The following is an 18,288-nucleotide window of genomic DNA, read 5'->3' as shown; positions in this document are numbered from 1 at the left end:
GGATGGGCAGCTCAACCAGAGTCACGCTGGCGGACGTGGCCAAGGCTGCGCAGGTGGACGTCTCGTTGGTCTCGCGGGTGCTCCGCGGTGAGTCCGTCCGGGTCCGCGACGAGACCCGCGAGAGGATCCGCGAGCAGGCGGCGACCCTGGGGTATCGACCCAACGCGATCGCCCGCAGCCTGCGGTCGGCCCGCGCCGGCGCGTACGGCCTGGTGATCCCAGACTTCACGAACCCCGTCTACGCGCAGATCATCTCCGGTGCCGAGGAGGCGGCCGCGGCACGCGGCAGCGTGGTCATGACCTCGACGGGCTCGGGCTGGGACCCGGTGGCCTGGTACGACGCGGTCGACGGCGGCCGGGTCGACGGACTGCTCGTGGCGGGTGGACCGATGCTGGACATGTCTCGGCTCGCCGTGCCCCACGTGCTGGTCAACCGGGCGACGGCGGGAGGGCGTCGTTACGTCGTCCTGGACGACGCCCAGGCGTCGCGGATGGCCGTGGACCACCTGGTCGAGCTGGGTCACCGGGACGTCGTCTTCCTCGGCGGCCCGGAGCAGGCTGACACGGCGCAGCGGCGCCGCGCCGGGTTCGAGGCCGCGCTGCGCGCCGCCGGACTCGCGGTGCCACGCGCACGGTGGGACGCCGACTACACGGCAGCCGGCGGTCAGGCAGTGATGGCGGAGACCCTGCGGCATGGTCCTGCGTTCACTGCCGTGGTGGCCGCCAACCTGCCCTCGGCGCTCGGTGCGATGGAGGCGCTGCGAGAGGCGGGTGTCGGCATCCCGGACGGGGTCTCGATCATCGCGATCCACGATGCGGAGATCGCCGAGTACGTCTCGCCCGCACTGACGACGGTCCGTATGCCGCTGCACCAGCTCGGCTCCCGGGCGATCGATCTGCTCGCGACGACGGCTGCCGACGAGCCGATCGAGGAGGTCGTCGCCCAGCCGATGGAGCTGACGGTCCGCGCCTCGACGGCCCCGCCACCGAGATGACCGGTGCCGCGACCGCGGAGTTCCTGGTCGCGATCGAGCTCGCGGCCCCGGTGGATGTCGATGCTGACAAGCTGGACAGGCTGCGCGAGGCCGAGGCCCGCCGCGCCGCCGAGCTGGCCTCGAACGGATCCCTGCTGCGTCTGTGGCGGCCTCCGGGCTCCGGTTGGCGCAACATCGGCCTGTGGTGCGCCGTCGATGAGGCCGACCTCCGCGAGATTCTCGCGACGCTGCCGCTGTGGCCGTGGATGACGGTCGAGGTGACGGCTCTCGGCCGCCATCCCAACGACCCGCGCCCGGCCGGCGCACCGGCGGCATGGGACTGAGCGGGCCGGGGCTCCCCGCGCCCCCGCCCCACTGACCAGCGTTCGGCCGGGGACCAGGTCTCGCCAGGTCCCCGGCCGGACGGGATCAGCCGCGTGGGTGCCGACTCCTCACCGGGCACCGACGAAGGTCAGGTAGGTGGTGCCGCCCTGCCCCTCGACGCCGGAGTTGCCCCCGAGGGTCACCGTCCCCGGCTCGACGTCCTTGGTGAAGACCACCATCGGACGATCGGTCGTGGTGACGATGTCGCCGGTGCGCTCCCACCCGTCGCGCTCGAGCCACCGGGGCCACCACGTGCCCTCGCCATGGTTCGTGAACGCCACCGAGATCGTGGCCGGCTCGCTGACCTCCATGGTCAGGTACTCCTCGGAGGTCACCTTGCTGTCGGCGTTGATGCCCCGGACAAGGGCCGTTCCTCGCAGGCGCTGTGGCAGCGACGTGATCGTGAAGCTTCGATCGAAGTGCGTCAGCGTCCCCTCCTCGGCACTCAGCAGCGGACGGACGTCCCAGGGCTCGATCACCCGGACCACGTCGCTCAGGATCTGGGGCACGCCCGAGTTCACGCCATAGGACCTGTTGCCCAGGTGGAGCGCCTCCTCCAGCGGCTCGCCACCGAGCGCGGAGAACGCACGCTCGGAGTGCGGTGCGGAGGCGCGCTGCAGCAGGTAGGACCGGCTCTTGCGCAGCTCGACCTCGACCGCCGTGTCGGACGTCCGCTCGAGGACCCGCCCCGTGCGGTCGTCGACCAGCTCGACCTCTTCACCGGGCCATGGGTTGGCGACGGTGAGCGTGTCCTTGCCGCCCGCCTCCAGTCCCACGTGCGTGACCGAGCCGCCGGTCGCCTCGACGCTCACTCGGTGCCCGCCGGGCACCTCCACGGCGCCGGTCACGTCCCAGTCGTCGGGGAGCGAGCCGCCGACGGTGACGACGCCGTCCTCCCAGCGGACCGCCGCGTCCTGGAGGGTCGAGGCGACGACGGCGTTCCAGCCGTCGTAGAACCCGCCGCCGCGCAGCGGGTCGGCGCCGCGGCTGTGCGCGCTGAAGCCGTTGCTGAACGCCTGAAAGTCGATCGTGCCGCGCTCCAGCAGGTCGGCCATGTCGTCGGCGCGGCCCAGCCGCGCCGCCCACTGCGGGTCTGAGGCCCACTCCCGAGTCTGGTCGTGGGCCCGGGTCACGAACGTGTCGTGAGCGATCTGGTCGTCCGCGCCCACGACGCCCCACGGCCAGACGGCCTCGAGCTCGGGATTCTGCGTGTTGTGGGCCGGCTCGTCGGTGGCGGACCAGGCGATCGCGGTGCGGCCGTCGCGCTCGGTGGTGGGCAGCTCCGGCAGCTTCTCGACGGCCTCGTCGAGCCGGCGCGAGAGCTTGCGGTCACCGAATTCCTTCGCGAGGCCGGCGACGATGGGGAACATCGTCCGCATCCCGGCGACGTCGGGAGTGGGGTCGGTGGTGTCCCACTGGACCTCCAGCGCATTGACGTTGTTCAGGTGCAGGAGGCCGTCCTCGCCCGGCTCCAGGACCGAGAGGTAGAACTCGGCGACCTCCGCCATGAGCGGGTAGCTGCGTTTGAGCAGCTTCTTGTCACCGGTGTGCTGGTACTGGAGCCAGAGGTTGTGGGAGACCTCCGCGCCGGTGCTGAGGATGCGGTTCACGTGCGACGGCTCGTCGCCGGCTCGGCAGGCCTCGGCAGTGCCGTCGTAGTAGATGAACTCGGGCAGGCAGATGCCCTCAGCGCCGGGCCAGTTCTCGCGGGTCCACGCCCGGATCTCGTCCAGTCGGTCGAGGTAGAGGTTCGCGTAGGACTCGTTCAGCTCGGCCGTGCCGGCACCGAAGTTGGTCCACACCGGCTGCCGGAGGTTGAAGTGCCACCATGCGTCGACGGACCAGTGGGCGCTGTCGCGGCCGGAGTTGAAGATGTTGGTCACGCCACCGTGACTCCTCGGGGTCTCCCCGCGCTGGGAGGACGCGCCCATGTACAGCTGCTGGACGCGCATCGCCTCGAAGTACCGGGCGTTGCCGTCGGGGGAGTCCCAGCGCATCGGCGCCGCCCGCTTCCAGAACGAGCTCCACCACTTCTCGTGGGCCTTGCGGGTGTTGCCGCGCTCCTTCACGGCCTTCGACATCGCCTTGTCCAGCGCCTTGCCGTCCCAGGCCGGGATGCCCACGAGGATGCGTGCGGTGCCGTCGGGGCGGGGACGGAAGGAGAGCTTGACCTCGCGGTCGTCGACGACGCTGGCCTTCGGGCTGCGCCCGTTGACGGTCATCGCGGCGACCTGGCCGCTCTGGTGGCCGTTCCGGTCGTCGGTGAAGGTCTCGGCCAGTGCGGCGACGCGACCCCGGGCGGTGGCCTCGGGGGACCGGTCGCCCCACAGCCTGAGGAAGGCCTCCTGCTCCTCCCTGGGGTCGAGGCCGCTGACCTCGACCACGAGCTGGTCGGAGTCAGGTCGCATCCACGTCCGGGCAGAGATGCCCGCGCCGCTCTGGGTGAGCGTGGCGTCGTGGGCGGACAGGCGCCCGGTGTAGTCGTCGGCGGAGGCCATCTCGTGCAGGCCAGGGATGACCAGGTGTCCCGCCGACGGCATGTCGGGGACGGTGTCACCGCGGTTCAGCTGAGCAGTGAGGCCGTCCTGGCTCCACACCGCCGCCCCGGTCGAGCCGTCTCCCAGCGGCACGGCCTGGTCCGGCCGCCACGGTGCCTTCTCCAGCACCAGGTCGGAGCGGCCGACGAGGTCGGCGGTCTCCGTGACGAGTGATCCCGCTCTCCAGGCGGTGGTGGCCCCATCGGAGTCAGGCTCGGCGCTGACCGTTGCCGGTAGCAGCGTCCAGGCCAGTGCGCCGGCGGCGATGGCCACCGCTGTTCGTCTTCCGCGCCTCATCGAGGTCCCCGTTCTGTCCGAGTCGTCTGTGCTCGAAATCGTTTGCTCAAACGTTTGAGCACAGCATGGACTTCTATCTTGTGACGTCGGACACGTGAAGTCAACACCGGGACGCAAGGCGTGGAATAAGTTGAATCTTGAACTAGTTATGCTGGACATCGACCCGTCGAAGGAGTGGTTGCAGTGACCGGCATGCAGTTCGGCATCTTCACCGTCGGTGACGTCACGCCCGATCCCACGGACGGCACGACGCCCACCGAGAACGCCCGCCTCAAGGCGCTCGTGGAGATCGCCAGGAAGACCGAGGAGGTCGGGCTCGACGTCTTCGCCAGCGGCCAGCAGCACAACCCGCCCTTCGTCACGACCTCCCCGACCACGCTGATGGCCTACATGGCCGCGCAGACCGAGCGGATCGTCTTCTCCACCGCCATCGCGCAGATCACCACCAACGACCCGGTCAAGCTGGCCGAGGACTACGCCGTCCTGCAGCACCTGTCCGACGGCCGGGTCGACCTGATGCTCGGGCGCGGCAACTCCGCCCCCGTGTACTCCTGGTTCGGCCAGGACCCGACGAAGGCCGTGGAGCTGACGGTGGAGAACTACCAGCTGCTGCGTCGCCTCTGGGACGAGGAGGTCGTGAGCTGGGAGGGTCGCTTCCGCACGCCGCTTCGCGCCTTCACCGCCACGCCGCGTCCGCTCGATGGGGTCCCCCCGCAGGTCTGGCACGCGTCCATCCGCACGCCCGAGGTGGCCGAGCTGGCCGCGTTCTACGGCGACGGCTACTTCGCCAACAACATCTTCTGGCCCAAGGAGCACTACATCCGGCTGATCAACTTCTACCGGCAGCGCTTCGCCCATCACGGCCACGGCACCCCGGAGCAGGCCATCGTCGGCCTGGGCGGACAGGTATTCATGCGCAAGAACAGCCAGGACGCCGTCAAGGAGTTCCGGCCCTACTTCGACAACGCGCCGGTCTACGGACACGGCCCGAGCCTGGAGGACTTCACCGAGCAGACGCCGCTCACGGTGGGAAGCCCGCAGGAGTTCATCGAGAAGACGCTCACCTTCGCGGACTACTTCGGCGACTACCAGCGCCAGCTGTTCCTCGTGGACCACGCCGGCCTGCCGCTGAAGTCGGTGCTGGAGCAGATCGACATGATCGGCGAGGTCCTGCCCACCCTGCGCGAGGAGTTCGCGGCCCGACGTCCGGCCGGCATCCCCGACGCTCCCACGCACGCGTCGCGGGTGGCTGCGCGTGACGCCGTGGCCGCGGATGCCGAGGTGGACGCATGACTCGGGTGGTCGTCGTCTCGGCCGGGCTCGGTGACCCGTCGACCACGCGCCTGCTGGCCGACGAGGTGCGGGCGGGGGTGCTGCGGTCACGGCCGGACGCCTCCGTCGAGGTGGTCGAGCTGCGGCCGCTGGCGCACGACGTCGTGGACGCGACGCTGACCGGGTTCGCGAGTCCTCGTCTGCAGGGTGTGCTTGACCTCGTCGGCGCCGCCGACGCCGTCGTCCTGGTGACGCCGATCTTCAAGGCGTCCTACAGCGGCCTGTTCAAGTCCTTCATCGACGCGATGGATCCCGACGCCCTCATCGGCAAGCTGGTGCTGCTGGCCGCCACGGGGGGCACGGCTCGGCACTCGCTGGCCATCGAGTTCGCGATGCGCCCACTCGTGGCCTACCTGCAGGCCGTGGCGGTGCCGACGGGGGTCTTCGCCTCCCCGCACGACTGGGGCACGGGGGGCCAGGACGCGCTGACGTCGCGGATCGACCGTGCCGTCGCCGAGCTGACCAGCCTGCTGGCCGGCGAGGGGACCGGTCGCGGGCCGGACGACGACATCGACCTGTTCAGCGAGACGATGCTCGCCATCTCCGACCCGCAGCGTCCCTCCTCCTGATCGCGGGCACTGCGCGGCACCTGTGAGGTGCGTCTCGTCGGGCACGAGGTGCTGATCGGTACGTTCCGGGACCGCTAGGGTCCGGAACAGACCACTCGTACCGGACGAAAGGACCACCATGTCGCGCTACCAGCGCCTCGTCGGAGCCGGAGCAGCACTGCTGCTCACGCTCGGCCTCACCGCGTGCTCGGAGGACGCGGAGGAGCCCACCACCACCGAGACCCCCGCCGCCGAGGAGACCGAGGAGGCGGCCGAGCCCGCCGCCGAGGGCCAGCCTGCCTGGGCCAACCCGATCGCCGAGGGCGGCGACGTCGTCGCCACGGTCGACCTCGGCGACGACCGGAGCCTCGAGGTCCGCCAGATGAGCGTGGAGACGGCCACCACGACCGGCAACTTCGTCGACCCGGAGAACAACGAGCCGATCGTCGACGAGGGCGACGACGTCGTCTACGTCAACTACGTCCTCACCAACGGTGGCGATCCGATCGACCTCGGCTCGTCCATCTTCTCCGTCGACGCCCGCTACGACGACTGGCCCTACATGCAGGGCATGGACGGCATCACCGACTCCGAGCTGACGGAGTCGCTCGGTCTGTACACGTCCGGTGTCGCCACGGGGCAGATGGCCGACCCGACGGTCTACACGCTGGGCACCGGCGAGAGCGTCGCCATCGGGGAGAACTTCCTGTACCAGGAGGACTCGCCGATCAGCTTCGACGTGTCGATGACTCCGGTCGACGCCGAGGGCGAGCTGCTCTCGGACGAGCGGATCGAGGCCGAGGGCACCGGCACCATCTCCTGAGTGAGCCGCTCCGCGGGGCCCGGCCGTAGGACGGTCCGGGCCCCACGGCGTCTCTCGGGGAGGGCAGACTGAGCCCATGCACCCCCTGCACGAGCTGACCCTGGCCGAGCTGCGGACGCGCACCAGCGTCAAGTGGCGGTTCCACGACGCCGACGTCCTGCCCCTGTGGGTGGCCGAGATGGACGTCCGGCTCGCCGAGCCCGTGCAGCGCGCCCTCGTCGACGCCGTGACCGCCGGCGACACCGGGTATCCCGGTGACCTGGGCGGGCAGGACGGTGGCGGCTATGCCGAGGCGCTGGCCGCGTACTCCGAGGCGACGTGGGGCTGGGGCGGGTTGGACCCCGCGCGGACCACGCTGGCGGCCGACGTGATGGTGGGCATCGAGGAGGTCGTCCGACTCGTGTCCGAGGCAGGCGACGCGGTGGTGGTGAATCCCCCCGTCTACCCGCCGTTCTTCGGCTTCGTGCAGCATGCGGGCCGTGTGGTCGTGGAGGCGCCGCTCGGCGACGACGGCCGGCTCGACCTCGAGGGTCTCGGCTCGGCCTTCGAGCGTGCAGCCTTCGGCGGGCGGCGGGTCACGTACCTGCTGTGCAGCCCGCACAACCCGGGCGGCGTGATCCACACCCGCGCCGAGCTGGAGGCGGTGGCTCGGCTCGCCGCCGAGCACCGCGTTCGCGTCGTGGTGGACGAGATCCACTCCCCGATCGCCGGGCCGGACTTCGTGCCGTACCTCTCGGTGGACGGGGCCGGCGACGCGTACGCGGTGCTGGCCGCCTCGAAGGCGTGGAACCTCGCCGGAGCAAGGGCCGCCGTGATCGTCGGTGGGGCGGACACCGCGCAGGAGCAGGCCGGGATCCCGGAGGTCATCAGTCATGGCCCGAGCCACCTCGGGATCCTGGGCGCCGTGGCCGCGCTGACGCACGGGCGCGACTGGCTCGCGGCGCTGTGCGGTGACCTGGAGGAGAACCGACAGCTGCTGCGCTCGCTGCTGGCCGAGCACCTCCCGGGCGTCCGGCCCCACATCGGCCCCGGGACGTACCTGGCCTGGCTGGACTGCCGTGACCTCGACCTCGGCGACGATCCTGCAGCGGCCTTCCTGGAACGGGGTCGGGTCGCGTTCAACAGCGGCCTGGACTTCCAGGGTGAGTCCTCGCGCGGGGTCGGGCACGTGCGCCTGAACTACGCCACGACGCCGGAGATCCTCACGGAGGCGGTGGAGCGCATGGCCGGGGTGGTCGCCCGGTGAGCATCCCGCCGCTCGGGCCGATCGCCGCCGCATCGACCTGGGGTGCTGAGCACGGGCCGCGCATCATCCGCCAGATCAACGACTCGGGCCGGACCTGGCGAGCCGCCTTGATGATGGTCGGGTCCGCGGTGTTCGGGCTGCTCCTGACGGCGGTGTGGATCGTGCTGATGGTCATGGGCGTGCCGCTGCTCAGCCTCGTGCTGGGGGTCGCGGCGACGAGTGCGTGGTTCGCCGTGGCGGAGGGGGCGGCGCGATGGTGGTGGCACCCCCGCTCCGACTCCGGCCCTGTGCTGACAGACGCCCCGAGCGGGACGCCTGCCCTGGCGTGGCGCAGGTCCCGAGCATCGATGGTGCGGCCGGTCGGTCTCGTGGTCCTACTGCTCGCCTGCGCCGTGGGGGAGGTCGTCGCCGCAGCGGCCGGAGGACATCGCTGGGGGTACGTCGCACCGGCCCTGCTCGTGGCCATCGTGGTCTGGCTGGCCGTGCCGTTCCTGCGCGGCCGCGTCACGGCCGGGGGCCTGTACCTGACGCCGACCGGCATCGAGCACGTCTGGGGTGCCGCGGTGGCGAGCGTGAGCTGGGCCGATGCCGCCCTGCTGCCCGACCACGGGCCGTTCGGGCTGCGCCGGACCCCCGGGACGCGCCACGACCGGAGGGGCTGGCACATCCAGGACCCGGTCGACCACGTCCGCCGACCCGACGTCACGATCCCGCTCGCCTACCTGACCAGCCCGGCGCGCATGGTGCGCCCGCTGGTCGAGGAGTACCTGCACCATCGGGCGTTGCGACCCGAGCTCGGCACCCCCGCCTCGCTGGATCGTGCTCGACACCGAAGCCACGTCGACGGCACCGGATCCTGACTGTCGGCTCGACTGGCGCCCCTCTGAGTGGTTCAAGGACGGACCACGATGTTCCGAGGTGAGGACGGAGTCCTCCCCAGGGACGTCAGGTCTGGTGCTTGAAGCGGTCGTGCAGGCGGGGTCGGCGTCGGGGGTCGAGCGTGGCGGGTGGGACGAGGGCGGGGTGTCCGCGAGTGTTGAAGGTGATGTCCCAGCCGTCGGCGTGGAGTATCCGGTGGTGGTGGGGGCAGAGGAGGACGCCGTCGTGGAGGTCGGTGCCTCCACCGTCGGCCCACGTTCTTCTGGCGTGGTGGGCGACGCACCAGCCCGGTGGTCTGTCGCAGCCGGGAAAGACACATCCGCGGTCGCGTAGGGCGAGACCCTGGCGCTGGTGGAGCGTGAACAGTCGCTTGTCGCGTCCCAGGTCCAGTGGGAGTGACTCTCCGCCGAGGACCGCGGGAAGCAGGCGGTGCTCACAGGCCATCCGCCGGGCTTGGCCGGCGGAGATCCTCTCGCCGGTCGACAGCGTCGCCACCTTCATCTTCTCGATGAGCGTCTGGTGGTCGAGGTTGATGGTCAGGATGGGTCCGAGGTTGTTGGTCTCGGGGAGCTTCTCGGTCGGCAGGAGCTCGCACAGGTAGGTGAAGGCCCAGCCCTGACGCGTCCGGTAGGAGGGGCGCTCGTCGAGGAGGACCTCTCCTGACCTTCGGGAGAGTCGCGTGGGGCTGTTGATCTCGACCTGTGGTGCGCACAGGGCGTCCATCGCCACGCGGAGCTGGGCGGCTTGGGCTTCGGGGATGGTGAATCCGCCCTTGACGGAGCCGTCCACGGCCGGCCCCATCCAGAAGTCCGCGTTGTCCCAGGCTCGCTTCTCACGGGCCGCAACGAGGTTGTTCTCCGCGGCATCGAGGTCGGACTTGTCCCCGGTCTCGTCCTCGGTGGTGGTGAGGAAGTGGCCCACGACCCGGTCGGCGTGACGCTCGAACAGCTTCAGATCCATCCGAGGGGCGTCCTCGACCAGCTGCGTCTCACACGCCTCCCGCTGGACGGCGGTGACGGTCTTGGGGAGCTGGTCCAGGGCCCGGCTGATCGCCTTCACCTGCCGGGTCGAGAGCCTGCCGTTGGCCATCGCCTGATGCGTCTGGGGCGTCGTGGAGATCTGCTTGGCCTGTCGCACCACCGCATCGGCACCACGACGGTCCCGGCCGAAGTCACCAGCCAACAGGGACCCGGTGCTGCTCGCGCCCTCGCGGCGAGCGGTCCCTGCAGCCTCCACCGCGGCCACGGCCGCCAGCTCATGCGCCGTCACGCGTGCCTTGAGTCTTGCCAGCGAGCCAGCCGCCTCGCGCTGCTCCCGGCCCGCCAGACCCGAGTACACCTGGGTGGGAAGCGCATCGAGCAGGGCATGCACCCGCGCGAGCGTCGCGACCGCGTCACCAGCGGTGACGGGCTGCTGCTCCAGCAGGGGTGCGGCCATTGGGCTCTGCCTCCAAACATCCGTTATCGAGTGGATGTTCCCATCATAGAGCCCACCACCGACACCCTCAAGAGAGACGAAACGGACCTGTGGACAGCCGCGAGAACGGCTCAGGCCGTGACGACGAGGTCGGCCTCAGTGCGTCGGGCGAGGACGCGCTGCGCGTTCGGCTCGTCGACGTCATCGACCCAGCGCTGCGCCTCCTCGCGCGTCTTGCCGAACTTCACGTGCCGATCCACGAGGCGTGCGCGACGGCGATCCTCGTCGAGGTCGACGAACCAGACCTCCGCCAGGAGGGCGCGGGCCTGCGGCCAGGGATCCGCGGCATCGAGCAGGTAGTTGCCCTCCGTCACGACGACTCGGGCGCTCGCGGGCACGCTGACGGCGGCAGCGAGCGGTTGCTCGATCACCCGCTCGAAGCCCGGTGCCAGCACGTCGTGGTGGGTCTCGATCAGCAGTCGGTGAAGAAGGGCGACGTAGCCGTGGCCGTCGAAGGTCTCCACGGCGCCCTTGCGCTCGAGGAGCCCGCGCTCGCGCAGGGCCACATCGGCGAGGTGGAAGCCGTCCATCGGCACCCGCGCGGCGGGCACTCCTGCGTCGTCGAGCCGGCGTACCAGCTTCGTGGCCAGGGACGTCTTGCCCGACCCGGGAGCGCCGACGATGCCGAGGACGATGCGGTCGCGAGACTCGGCGAGCCGTGCCGCGCGGGCTGCGAGGGCGTCGAGGTCGGGCGTCGGCACGTCGACATCTTCGCAGGCGCCGATCACACATCACTGTGCAGTAGACAATACTGTGTGTCACACAGTATTGTGTGGCGCATGACAACCGATGACGTGGTCAGGACCCACCTGCAGGAGTTGCGCCGCGGCACCGTGGTGGTGGCCAGCCTCAGCGCACTGAAGAGTCCTGGTCACGGCTACGGGCTGTTGCAGACCTTGAGCGACTACGGCTTCAGCGTCGACGCCAACACGCTCTATCCCCTGCTGCGCCGCCTCGAGGAGCAGGGGCTCCTGGCGAGCGAGTGGAACACGCAGGAGGCGCGCCCGCGGAAGGTCTACCGCACGAGTGCGGCCGGCGAGTCCGTCCTCGAGGTGCTCCTGGCCGACATCGCATCGGTCCATCAGTCCATCACCATGCTGACCGAGGGGAAGCAGTCATGAGAGAGCGAGCGGAAGCGAACGAGATGAGTCAGATCGCCGACCGGTACGTCCACGCCGCCCTGCGGACCGTGCCCCAGGGCAAGCGCGAGGAGATCGGCGCGGAGCTGCGGGCCTCCATAGCCGACATGGTCGAGGCCCGCACCGAGAACGGCGAGCCCGTCGAGGAGGCAGAGCGCGCCGTGCTCACCGAGCTCGGCAACCCGGACGCCCTGGCGGTGCAGTACACGGGGTTGAACCAAGTCCTCATCGGCCCGCGCTACTTCCTCATCTGGTGGCGCCTGCTCATCCGCCTGCTCATCATCGTCCCGGGCGTCGTGGCGACCATCCTCGTCATCCTCGCGGTCGTGGACGGCGAGCCGTTCGGGACCGTGGTCGGTTCCTTGATTGGCGACGTGATCGGTGTCGCCATGCAAGTGGCGTTCTGGACCACCCTGGCCTTCGCGCTCATCGACCGTTACGGGTCGGACGCGGACCTGCCGACCTGGAGCGTCGACCAGATCCCCGACCTTCCGGCCCGTCGCACGGTCTCCGCGACCGAGACGATCCTGGCGATCGTGTTCTACGTCGCCGTCATCGTGCTGACGATCGTGCAGCACTTCCGGTCCTGGGTCACCGACGATGCCGGCGACCAGGTCAGGGTGCTGGATCCGGATCTGTGGTCGTTCTGGCTGCCGTTCCTGCTGGTCGTCCTCGCGCTCAGCATCGTGCTGGAGGGGGTCAAGTACGCGATGGGGGACTGGAGCTTCCCGCTGGCGACGGTGAACGCCGTCCTCGGTGCCGCGTTCGTGGTGCCGATGGCCTGGCTGCTGACGCAGGAGATGCTCTTCTCGGACGAGTTCACGGCTGCGGTGGGCATGACCGCGGAGGTCGAGGGGCACGTGGGCACCGGCCTCGCGATCGGCCTGGTGCTGGCCGTCGCCTGGGACGCGATCGACGGCTTCACCAAGGCGTTCCGAGCACGACGCCGGGAGGCCCCCGGTCCGGGCGCGGGGGTCGCGGCCTGATTCGAGGCGACGATCGCCGTCGGGTAGGGTTCCCGGCGGTGGCGTGTCCGAGCGGCCGAAGGTGCATCACTCGAAATGATGTGTGGGGTCAAACCCACCGTGGGTTCAAATCCCACCGCCACCGCCCGAGGAAGACCCCCGATTTCGTCTGGAATGACAGGTGAGTCGGGGGTCTTCGCATTCCTGTGTGAGCCCGCTTGGGCACATTTTGGGCACACTTTTCTCACGATGCGGATGAGATTGAGCCGCTCCGGGTGATCTGAATGAGGTCGCCAGCGCGGACGATGCCACAGCCGACGCCACCACCGATTAGTTGCGTCCTACGACCCAGAGATGACCGCCATCGCCGAACCTCGCGAAGCCTCGGGAGGGCGGCTGCCGTCGAAACGCATCCGCACGGACACAGTTCGGCTGGTTGACACAAAGAAAGCCGGTCTTCGCGGGTGCACGCCGGCGAACCACCCGCCGGATGAGCCGTCGGTTCGGGTGCGCCGTCGCAGGTTGCCATCGACGCCGGGGAACAGAAGCGCGTCAGGCGGCTTGCCGGCGCACACGCGGTCGAACAGTGAGTCGAGCATCTGGATGTAGGGGACCGAGCGGCGCTCGTGGTTCTTCGGCGTGCCGATGTGGATCTCGGTGCCGACCTCGACGGCGTTCCGCTCGATCGAGAGTCTGCGTCTGGTGGTGTCGACGTCGTGTACGCGCAGCGCGATCATCTCGCCCCACCGAATGCCGGTGTAGGCGAGAACGAGGACGACGCCAGCAGAGTCACCGGCCTCCCGTGCGAGACACTCGACCTGTCGGTGGTTGAGGTAGACGCGACCTCGCGTGGCCCTGCGTTTCGTCTTCACGCCCTTGGCCGGATTGGCGAGGATGCGTCGGTCGGCGACGGCATCGTCGAGGATGGACGACAGCACGCCGTAGGCGCGCTTGACCGTCGTCGCTGACCGGTCTGCGCCGAGCGCGGCGACCCAGTCCTGGATGGCGGTGCGGCTGATGTCGCTGACGCGGACATCGCGCCAGCGCGGCTCGACGTGGACGCGCCACCCGACCTCGAGCGCCAGCAGGGACGACGGCTTGAGGTGGGCGCTCTGGCGGGTGAGCCAGTCCGGGCCGAGCTCGCCGATGGTCACCTGGCCGGCCTGGTGGGCGATGAACTCGCCGCGGTACTTCTGGACCTCCACGGCGGCAGCGAACTGCTCGGCATCGCGCTTGGTCCTGAAGCTGCGCCTCTTGGTCTGCTTGCGCTCGGGCGTGCGGAAGCGAACCTGGTATCGCTTGCCGTCGGACGTCTCGTACGCCTCGATGGTCGCCACGTCGGTCACCTCCGCTCACTTCGGGGTACCTGTGAAGACGCGTGCCACGCCAGGCTCAGAACGCGATCTGTGGAGAACCGCGCCGGCTTCCTGGTCTGTGGATGGGGCGGAGAGGGTCACGTACGGACGCGGCGCTGTCCGGCGAGCCAGGTCTGCACGTCTGAAAGCGCGTACCGCACCCGGGTGCCGACCTTCACGTACTCCGGACCCGTGCCGAGGTAGCGCATCTGCGCCAGCTGTCCGGTGGTCACCGAGAGAAGCTCTGCGACGTCCGCTGGTGCCACCAGTCGTTCCATCACTTGGTCAGTCATCTGATTCCTCCGTGTCGTGGGCCTCACAGAGACACAGGCCAGACCTGCGTTCCACAGAGACCGGTCCAGCCGGAACTTTCGGGGGAACACATCGGGGAACCTCGGCGAGTCAGCGCGACAAGATCAGTTCGAGCCGTGCCAAGCCGCTGCGGACGTCAGGTGCGAGATCGAGCGCGACGGGGTCAGCCCGGGTCGCCTGGACCATCTGGGCGAGGTACTTCTTCTCGCTCTTGGCGAGGTCTGCTGTGCGTAGGTCACCGGCGTTCAGCATCGAGGCGAGCACGGCGAAGTCCTGCCGGTGTCGGTCCCGACCGGCACCGACCGTGTGCGCTGCTGCCTTGGCGATGAGCGAGCCGATGAGGGTGGGCCGTCGAACCGTGCCGACTCGGCCGGCGACCTCGACCGCGATGTCCTCGGACCGGTTCAGGACGAGCGCAGCTCCGGGTGTGCCCACGGTCGGCGCTCCGGTGACGGTCAGGTAGGTCCTACGCTCGCCGAGCTTGTTGCTGATCAGCACGTCGATCTGCGCTCGCTCTTTCCTCCAGCGGTGCTGATGGCCGCCGCCGCTGGTGAGCGGTTCGAAGCCCGCGTCGACCAGCCCGGCGGTGAAGTCCTCGAGGATCGACGGGTGGGACTTGGCATCGAGAAGCGCATCGGCGTCATCGGTCGACCGCACGGGGAACGCCTCGCGTTCAGCGCAGTGGAGGTGGACCATCTGCCCGCCGACGACAGTCCAGCGCCCGGTCAGCGCCTCGTGCAGGTCCATCAGGGCGTGCCACGACTCGGCCACGGAGTCGGTGGTGGGAGGCAGCTTCACGGTCACGGGCGCCGCCGCCCGAACAAGAGGTCCTCGTCGTAGTCGCCGGACTCGATCCATTCGGCCAGGACGACGTGAGCCTGGCCGTCCTCACGTCCGGCACGGTAGTCAGCCAGGTCGGCCGCGATCAGCACCGGCGAGACCGGGGGAACACATCGTGCAACATGGACGATGAGGTTCGCCGGGACTGACGAGCCAGCATCCACGACGAAGTGCTCGGCGAAGAATGGCGCGGCCAGCTGCTCGTCGACGTAGCCCTCGCCCATTCGAGGGGACGCCATGCCCGCGCGAGGGTCGGAGACGCCGGATGCGACGAGGCGATGGTCGGCCATCGCGTGGTCGAGGTCCGCTGCGGCGACGGACTTCTCGAGGCGATCGGCCCGGTGGGGCAGCCATGACCTCAAGAGGCCCGCGGGATCGGCACCGGAGGCCACCTCTCGGACGAGACGGACCGTGCGAGCCCGCAGCCGCGAGATGTCCCGCGCATCCAGCGAAGGGCGGGAGCCGGCGGCCAGCTCGAGGAAGCCTCGCGCCATCTCGGGTGAGAGCGGACGGCCGAGGGGAACACGTCGGCGTGCGAGGTCGACCTCATCGATCGACCAGGAGCGGCCGACCCGCTCCGCCGGGAGGTTCCGGTCGGCGATCATCTGCAGCACGCGTTGGCGGGACACGCCCAGGCGTTCCGCTGCTTCTGAGACTCCGATCGACATCTCTCTAGATTGCCACTTCTCTTGTCGAATGACAATAGGAGTGGCAATCAGTGTTGAGCGGGCGGGCGTGCTTTCGGTCAACCGGCCGGAGATGCAAGAGGTGTGTGACGAAATGGGTGGAGGAGGGTTTGTGGGCGTCGGTCTCGGCCTGAGGGGGCAGGAGGTCGAGTGCGATGAGCGACGAAGAGACGATGAAGGAGCCGAGCAAGCCTCGGTTGTGTGAACGGTGTGGCGCGCGGATATCGTCGCAGAAGCGAGGGCGTCCGCGACGTTGGTGCACTCAACAGTGTCGACAGTTGGCCTACGAAGAACGTCACGGCCTGGAGAGCTGGAAGGACAAGCAGCCCAAAGCCAAAGATCTGTCAGACGTTGTCGAGGCGATGTCGGCGCGTGGCGCGCGTCGAGATCCCGCACGCCGACGGTCTTCGTCTGATCCTCGCCGAGTTCACACGCCCAACGATTGTCTGAACACCGTCGGCGAAGACCTAACCTTAATGACGATGATCGTCGAGCAAGTGATTGATATAACGCGCAGGTACGGAGTGATCAACACCTTCGAGGGGCGGCAACTCGCCGAGCGAGTTGCCGAGCTGGCCAGTGCCGTACTCGCGCGGAGCGCAAGGGTGGTGCCGGTGGACGTGTGTCGCGGCATCAACCCGTCCAATCTCGAAGAAGGCGTGGCCTCACTGCGGGGATCGACGTGCAGAGATTGGTGACGCCGGCGAGTTTGCCGGGTGTGCTTTCGATGGGATTGGCGTCCTCTTGTGTGGAGGTCTTGAGGATGCGTACCGATGTATTCGCACTAGCTGCGTCTCATGAGTCGAACTCTCCACTGATGTCGGGGGAGTTGAGTAACCTGCTGACGCAGATCGCTCATGCCTAACGATGTTGATCGAGCGATCGCGTGGCCCGATCTATCGCTCGACTTCAGTTCGGGGCGCCGTCAGGAGACCCAGTGTTCGAACTTACGAACCGTGAGCTTGCGACCGTCATTCTGTTCGGCGTCTTCGTCGGTGTGTTTTCACTTGTTCCGAATCTGCGACGTGAGGTTGGCCCAAGTCTCGTCAGCGTTCTCAGATCGTTCTTCGTTTGGAAGATCCAGGTCCCGCTCCTCATCTACTTCGCGTACGCAGCGGGCCTTGTCTACGTCGCTTGGCAGCTGAACTTATGGGAATCATGGCAGCTCAAGGACACACTGATCGTGGTCTTCTTCGTTGGGCTGCCGCTGCTGTTCGGAGCCAGCAGTGTCAACGAAGGAAAGAAGCTAGTCGGCAACGTGGTCCGAGATGCTGTCGGAGTATCGGCACTGATCGTTTTCTACGTCGGGTTCGGATCGCTTTCGCTGTGGGCTGAGCTGATCCTGCAGCCGATCGTGGGCCTGCTCAGCCTGCTTGCCGTCGTCGCGCTGCACAATCCAGAGCATCGTCCGGTTGGAAAGTTGGCGAACGGGCTTCTGGGGTTTATCGGACTTTGGCTTTTCGTTTACACGACCAAGACCATCATTTCGGACTGGGACGGTGGTGCCTGGTCCGACGCCGCCAAGAGTCTCATTCTGTCCATCTGGTTGCCGTTCGCTCTGATCCCGTTCGTTTACGCGTTTGCGTTCATCATGCACGCCGAGACCATTCTGACGATGTTGCCGTTCTTCAATGATCGAAAGAGGCCGAAGGTTCGCGTGCGAATGGCAGGGGTTTGGGGACTGCGCTTCAGCACGCGACTGGCATCGGAGTTCACGGGACGGTGGCGAGGCGAGCTTGCGCAGTCTGGTGGCTTCCGGGATGCCCTCCGAGTCATGACGGAGTTCCGTGCGGCTGTCAAGCAACGGGACCGGGATTTGCATGTGTATGACGAGAACCTCGCGGCGATGGCCGGTGTCTTGGGCGTCGACGACGACGGACTACAACGCGATCGTCGAGAGTTCTACGCCACAAAAAGGGAGCTCACCAACTTCTACTTCATGCAGATGGGGTGGCACCGAAGTCGTGGCGAGGGGTATCGGCCGGAACTCCTCGACCTGCTTGGCGACATGACCAAGAAGGGCCTGCCGGAGGACCACGGCATACAGCTGGTGGTTCGCAACGACAGGCAGGCCTGGCGCGCCTGGAGACGAACGCCGGCTGGGTGGTACTTCGGCGTGGGCGGCACGGCGAATGTTGAGGATCAGTGGCAGTACGACGGATCCATGCCGCCGAATCGCTTCCCGTCGACGAAGTCACCCGGATGGGTCAACGCCACCTCCGGATCGTCCTCGCCGGAGTGGGCCAAGAACGACGAGCCGCCTCTGCGGACCTAAGGCGCTTCCGCCGTGGGCACATTTTGGGCACACTTCACCGCAGATCGGGGTGATCTCGCTGCATCACTGTGATGCGGAATCACTGGCATTGCAGTGATTTCGAGCAGCCGCCGAACGCCCGAAAGTGCCGATTTCGGATTCAAATCCCACCGCCACCGCCGTGAGAGAGCCCCGGCTCCGACTGGAGACAGTCGAGGCCGGGGCTGCTTCGCTCAGGGCC

Annotated in this window: 18 protein-coding genes and 1 tRNA gene; 12 read left to right on the top strand and 7 right to left on the bottom strand. The window is 68.5% G+C overall.

Annotated elements, in window-relative coordinates:
* Nucleotides 1-2 precede the first annotated feature (2 nt).
* The gene (locus tag ACHAAC_RS09350; RefSeq protein ID WP_435715856.1) at nucleotides 3-995 is read left to right on the top strand and encodes a LacI family DNA-binding transcriptional regulator; all 993 of its coding nucleotides are present in this window, start codon (nucleotides 3-5) and stop codon (nucleotides 993-995) included.
* Nucleotides 992-1,318, top strand: a complete 327-nt coding sequence (locus tag ACHAAC_RS09345) for a muconolactone Delta-isomerase family protein (protein WP_435715855.1) — start codon at nucleotides 992-994, stop codon at nucleotides 1,316-1,318. Before ACHAAC_RS09350 ends, ACHAAC_RS09345 begins: the two co-directional genes overlap by 4 nt.
* A 108-nt stretch (nucleotides 1,319-1,426) precedes the next feature.
* Here ACHAAC_RS09345 and ACHAAC_RS09340 read toward each other — a convergent pair whose 3' ends face one another.
* The gene (locus ACHAAC_RS09340) at nucleotides 1,427-4,168 is read right to left on the bottom strand and encodes a glycosyl hydrolase family 95 catalytic domain-containing protein (RefSeq protein ID WP_435715854.1); all 2,742 of its coding nucleotides are present in this window, start codon (nucleotides 4,166-4,168) and stop codon (nucleotides 1,427-1,429) included.
* Between the two features lie 216 nt (nucleotides 4,169-4,384).
* On the opposite strand from ACHAAC_RS09340, the gene ACHAAC_RS09335 reads away from it, so the two are divergent.
* The 5 genes from ACHAAC_RS09335 (at nucleotide 4,385) to ACHAAC_RS09315 (ending at nucleotide 9,001) form a co-directional block, all read left to right on the top strand.
* Nucleotides 4,385-5,485, top strand: a complete 1,101-nt coding sequence (locus ACHAAC_RS09335; RefSeq protein ID WP_435715973.1) for an LLM class flavin-dependent oxidoreductase — start codon at nucleotides 4,385-4,387, stop codon at nucleotides 5,483-5,485.
* Entirely contained in the window at nucleotides 5,482-6,093 is a 612-nt protein-coding gene (locus ACHAAC_RS09330) for a CE1759 family FMN reductase (protein WP_435715853.1), read from the top strand. The genes ACHAAC_RS09335 and ACHAAC_RS09330 overlap by 4 nt, the downstream gene beginning before the upstream one ends.
* Before the next feature lie 118 nt (nucleotides 6,094-6,211).
* Nucleotides 6,212-6,895: a hypothetical protein gene (locus ACHAAC_RS09325; protein WP_435715852.1), complete on the top strand. Its 684-nt coding sequence runs from the start codon at nucleotides 6,212-6,214 to the stop codon at nucleotides 6,893-6,895.
* A 76-nt stretch (nucleotides 6,896-6,971) separates the two neighbouring features.
* Nucleotides 6,972-8,141, top strand: a complete 1,170-nt coding sequence (locus tag ACHAAC_RS09320) for a MalY/PatB family protein (protein ID WP_435715851.1) — start codon at nucleotides 6,972-6,974, stop codon at nucleotides 8,139-8,141.
* Nucleotides 8,138-9,001 carry a hypothetical protein gene (locus ACHAAC_RS09315; RefSeq protein ID WP_435715850.1) on the top strand — a complete coding sequence of 288 codons (864 nt, stop codon included), beginning with the start codon at nucleotides 8,138-8,140 and terminating at the stop codon, nucleotides 8,999-9,001. The genes ACHAAC_RS09320 and ACHAAC_RS09315 overlap by 4 nt, the downstream gene beginning before the upstream one ends.
* A gap of 85 nt (nucleotides 9,002-9,086) precedes the next feature.
* Here the strand turns inward: ACHAAC_RS09315 and ACHAAC_RS09310 are convergent, their stop codons facing one another.
* Nucleotides 9,087-10,457 (bottom strand): DUF222 domain-containing protein, encoded by a 1,371-nt coding sequence (locus ACHAAC_RS09310; protein WP_435715849.1) that lies wholly within the window; start codon nucleotides 10,455-10,457, stop codon nucleotides 9,087-9,089.
* Nucleotides 10,458-10,567: 110 nt separating this feature from the next.
* Complete coding sequence (locus tag ACHAAC_RS09305) at nucleotides 10,568-11,197, bottom strand: nucleoside/nucleotide kinase family protein (RefSeq protein ID WP_435715848.1); 630 nt, start codon at nucleotides 11,195-11,197, stop codon at nucleotides 10,568-10,570.
* A gap of 78 nt (nucleotides 11,198-11,275) precedes the next feature.
* Here ACHAAC_RS09305 and ACHAAC_RS09300 point away from each other — a divergent pair, with 78 nt between their 5' ends.
* From ACHAAC_RS09300 to ACHAAC_RS09290, 3 genes are all read left to right on the top strand, one after another.
* On the top strand, nucleotides 11,276-11,617 hold the full coding sequence (locus ACHAAC_RS09300) for a PadR family transcriptional regulator (RefSeq protein ID WP_435715847.1): 342 nt from the start codon (nucleotides 11,276-11,278) through the stop codon (nucleotides 11,615-11,617).
* Nucleotides 11,618-11,640: 23 nt separating this feature from the next.
* Entirely contained in the window at nucleotides 11,641-12,621 is a 981-nt protein-coding gene (locus tag ACHAAC_RS09295) for a permease prefix domain 1-containing protein (protein ID WP_435715846.1), read from the top strand.
* 37 nt (nucleotides 12,622-12,658) lie between these two features.
* Nucleotides 12,659-12,745: transfer RNA gene (locus ACHAAC_RS09290), tRNA-Ser, on the top strand.
* 196 nt (nucleotides 12,746-12,941) lie between these two features.
* On the opposite strand, the gene ACHAAC_RS09285 is transcribed toward ACHAAC_RS09290, so the two are convergent.
* The 4 genes from ACHAAC_RS09285 to ACHAAC_RS09270 all read right to left on the bottom strand — a co-directional run bounded on the left by ACHAAC_RS09285 (nucleotide 12,942) and on the right by ACHAAC_RS09270 (nucleotide 15,775).
* Nucleotides 12,942-13,937 carry an Arm DNA-binding domain-containing protein gene (locus tag ACHAAC_RS09285; RefSeq protein WP_435715845.1) on the bottom strand — a complete coding sequence of 332 codons (996 nt, stop codon included), beginning with the start codon at nucleotides 13,935-13,937 and terminating at the stop codon, nucleotides 12,942-12,944.
* Between the two features lie 116 nt (nucleotides 13,938-14,053).
* On the bottom strand, nucleotides 14,054-14,248 hold the full coding sequence (locus ACHAAC_RS09280; protein WP_435715844.1) for a helix-turn-helix transcriptional regulator: 195 nt from the start codon (nucleotides 14,246-14,248) through the stop codon (nucleotides 14,054-14,056).
* A 109-nt stretch (nucleotides 14,249-14,357) separates the two neighbouring features.
* Nucleotides 14,358-15,071 carry a hypothetical protein gene (locus ACHAAC_RS09275; protein ID WP_435715843.1) on the bottom strand — a complete coding sequence of 238 codons (714 nt, stop codon included), beginning with the start codon at nucleotides 15,069-15,071 and terminating at the stop codon, nucleotides 14,358-14,360.
* Entirely contained in the window at nucleotides 15,068-15,775 is a 708-nt protein-coding gene (locus ACHAAC_RS09270) for an excisionase family DNA-binding protein (protein WP_435715842.1), read from the bottom strand. The genes ACHAAC_RS09275 and ACHAAC_RS09270 overlap by 4 nt, the downstream gene beginning before the upstream one ends.
* A gap of 296 nt (nucleotides 15,776-16,071) precedes the next feature.
* Here ACHAAC_RS09270 and ACHAAC_RS09265 point away from each other — a divergent pair, with 296 nt between their 5' ends.
* Both ACHAAC_RS09265 and ACHAAC_RS09260 read left to right on the top strand, forming a co-directional pair.
* Nucleotides 16,072-16,491, top strand: coding sequence for a hypothetical protein (locus ACHAAC_RS09265; protein WP_435715841.1), 420 nt, complete (start codon nucleotides 16,072-16,074; stop codon nucleotides 16,489-16,491).
* 239 nt (nucleotides 16,492-16,730) lie between these two features.
* Nucleotides 16,731-18,068, top strand: coding sequence for a hypothetical protein (locus tag ACHAAC_RS09260; RefSeq protein ID WP_435715840.1), 1,338 nt, complete (start codon nucleotides 16,731-16,733; stop codon nucleotides 18,066-18,068).
* Nucleotides 18,069-18,288: the final 220 nt, after the last annotated feature.

The sequence above is a fragment of the Aeromicrobium sp. CF4.19 genome, from assembly GCF_051262555.1.
GTDB lineage: Bacteria > Actinomycetota > Actinomycetes > Propionibacteriales > Nocardioidaceae > Aeromicrobium.
Note: the sequence above shows the minus strand (reverse complement) of the source record. Positions and strands in the feature narration are given on the sequence as shown.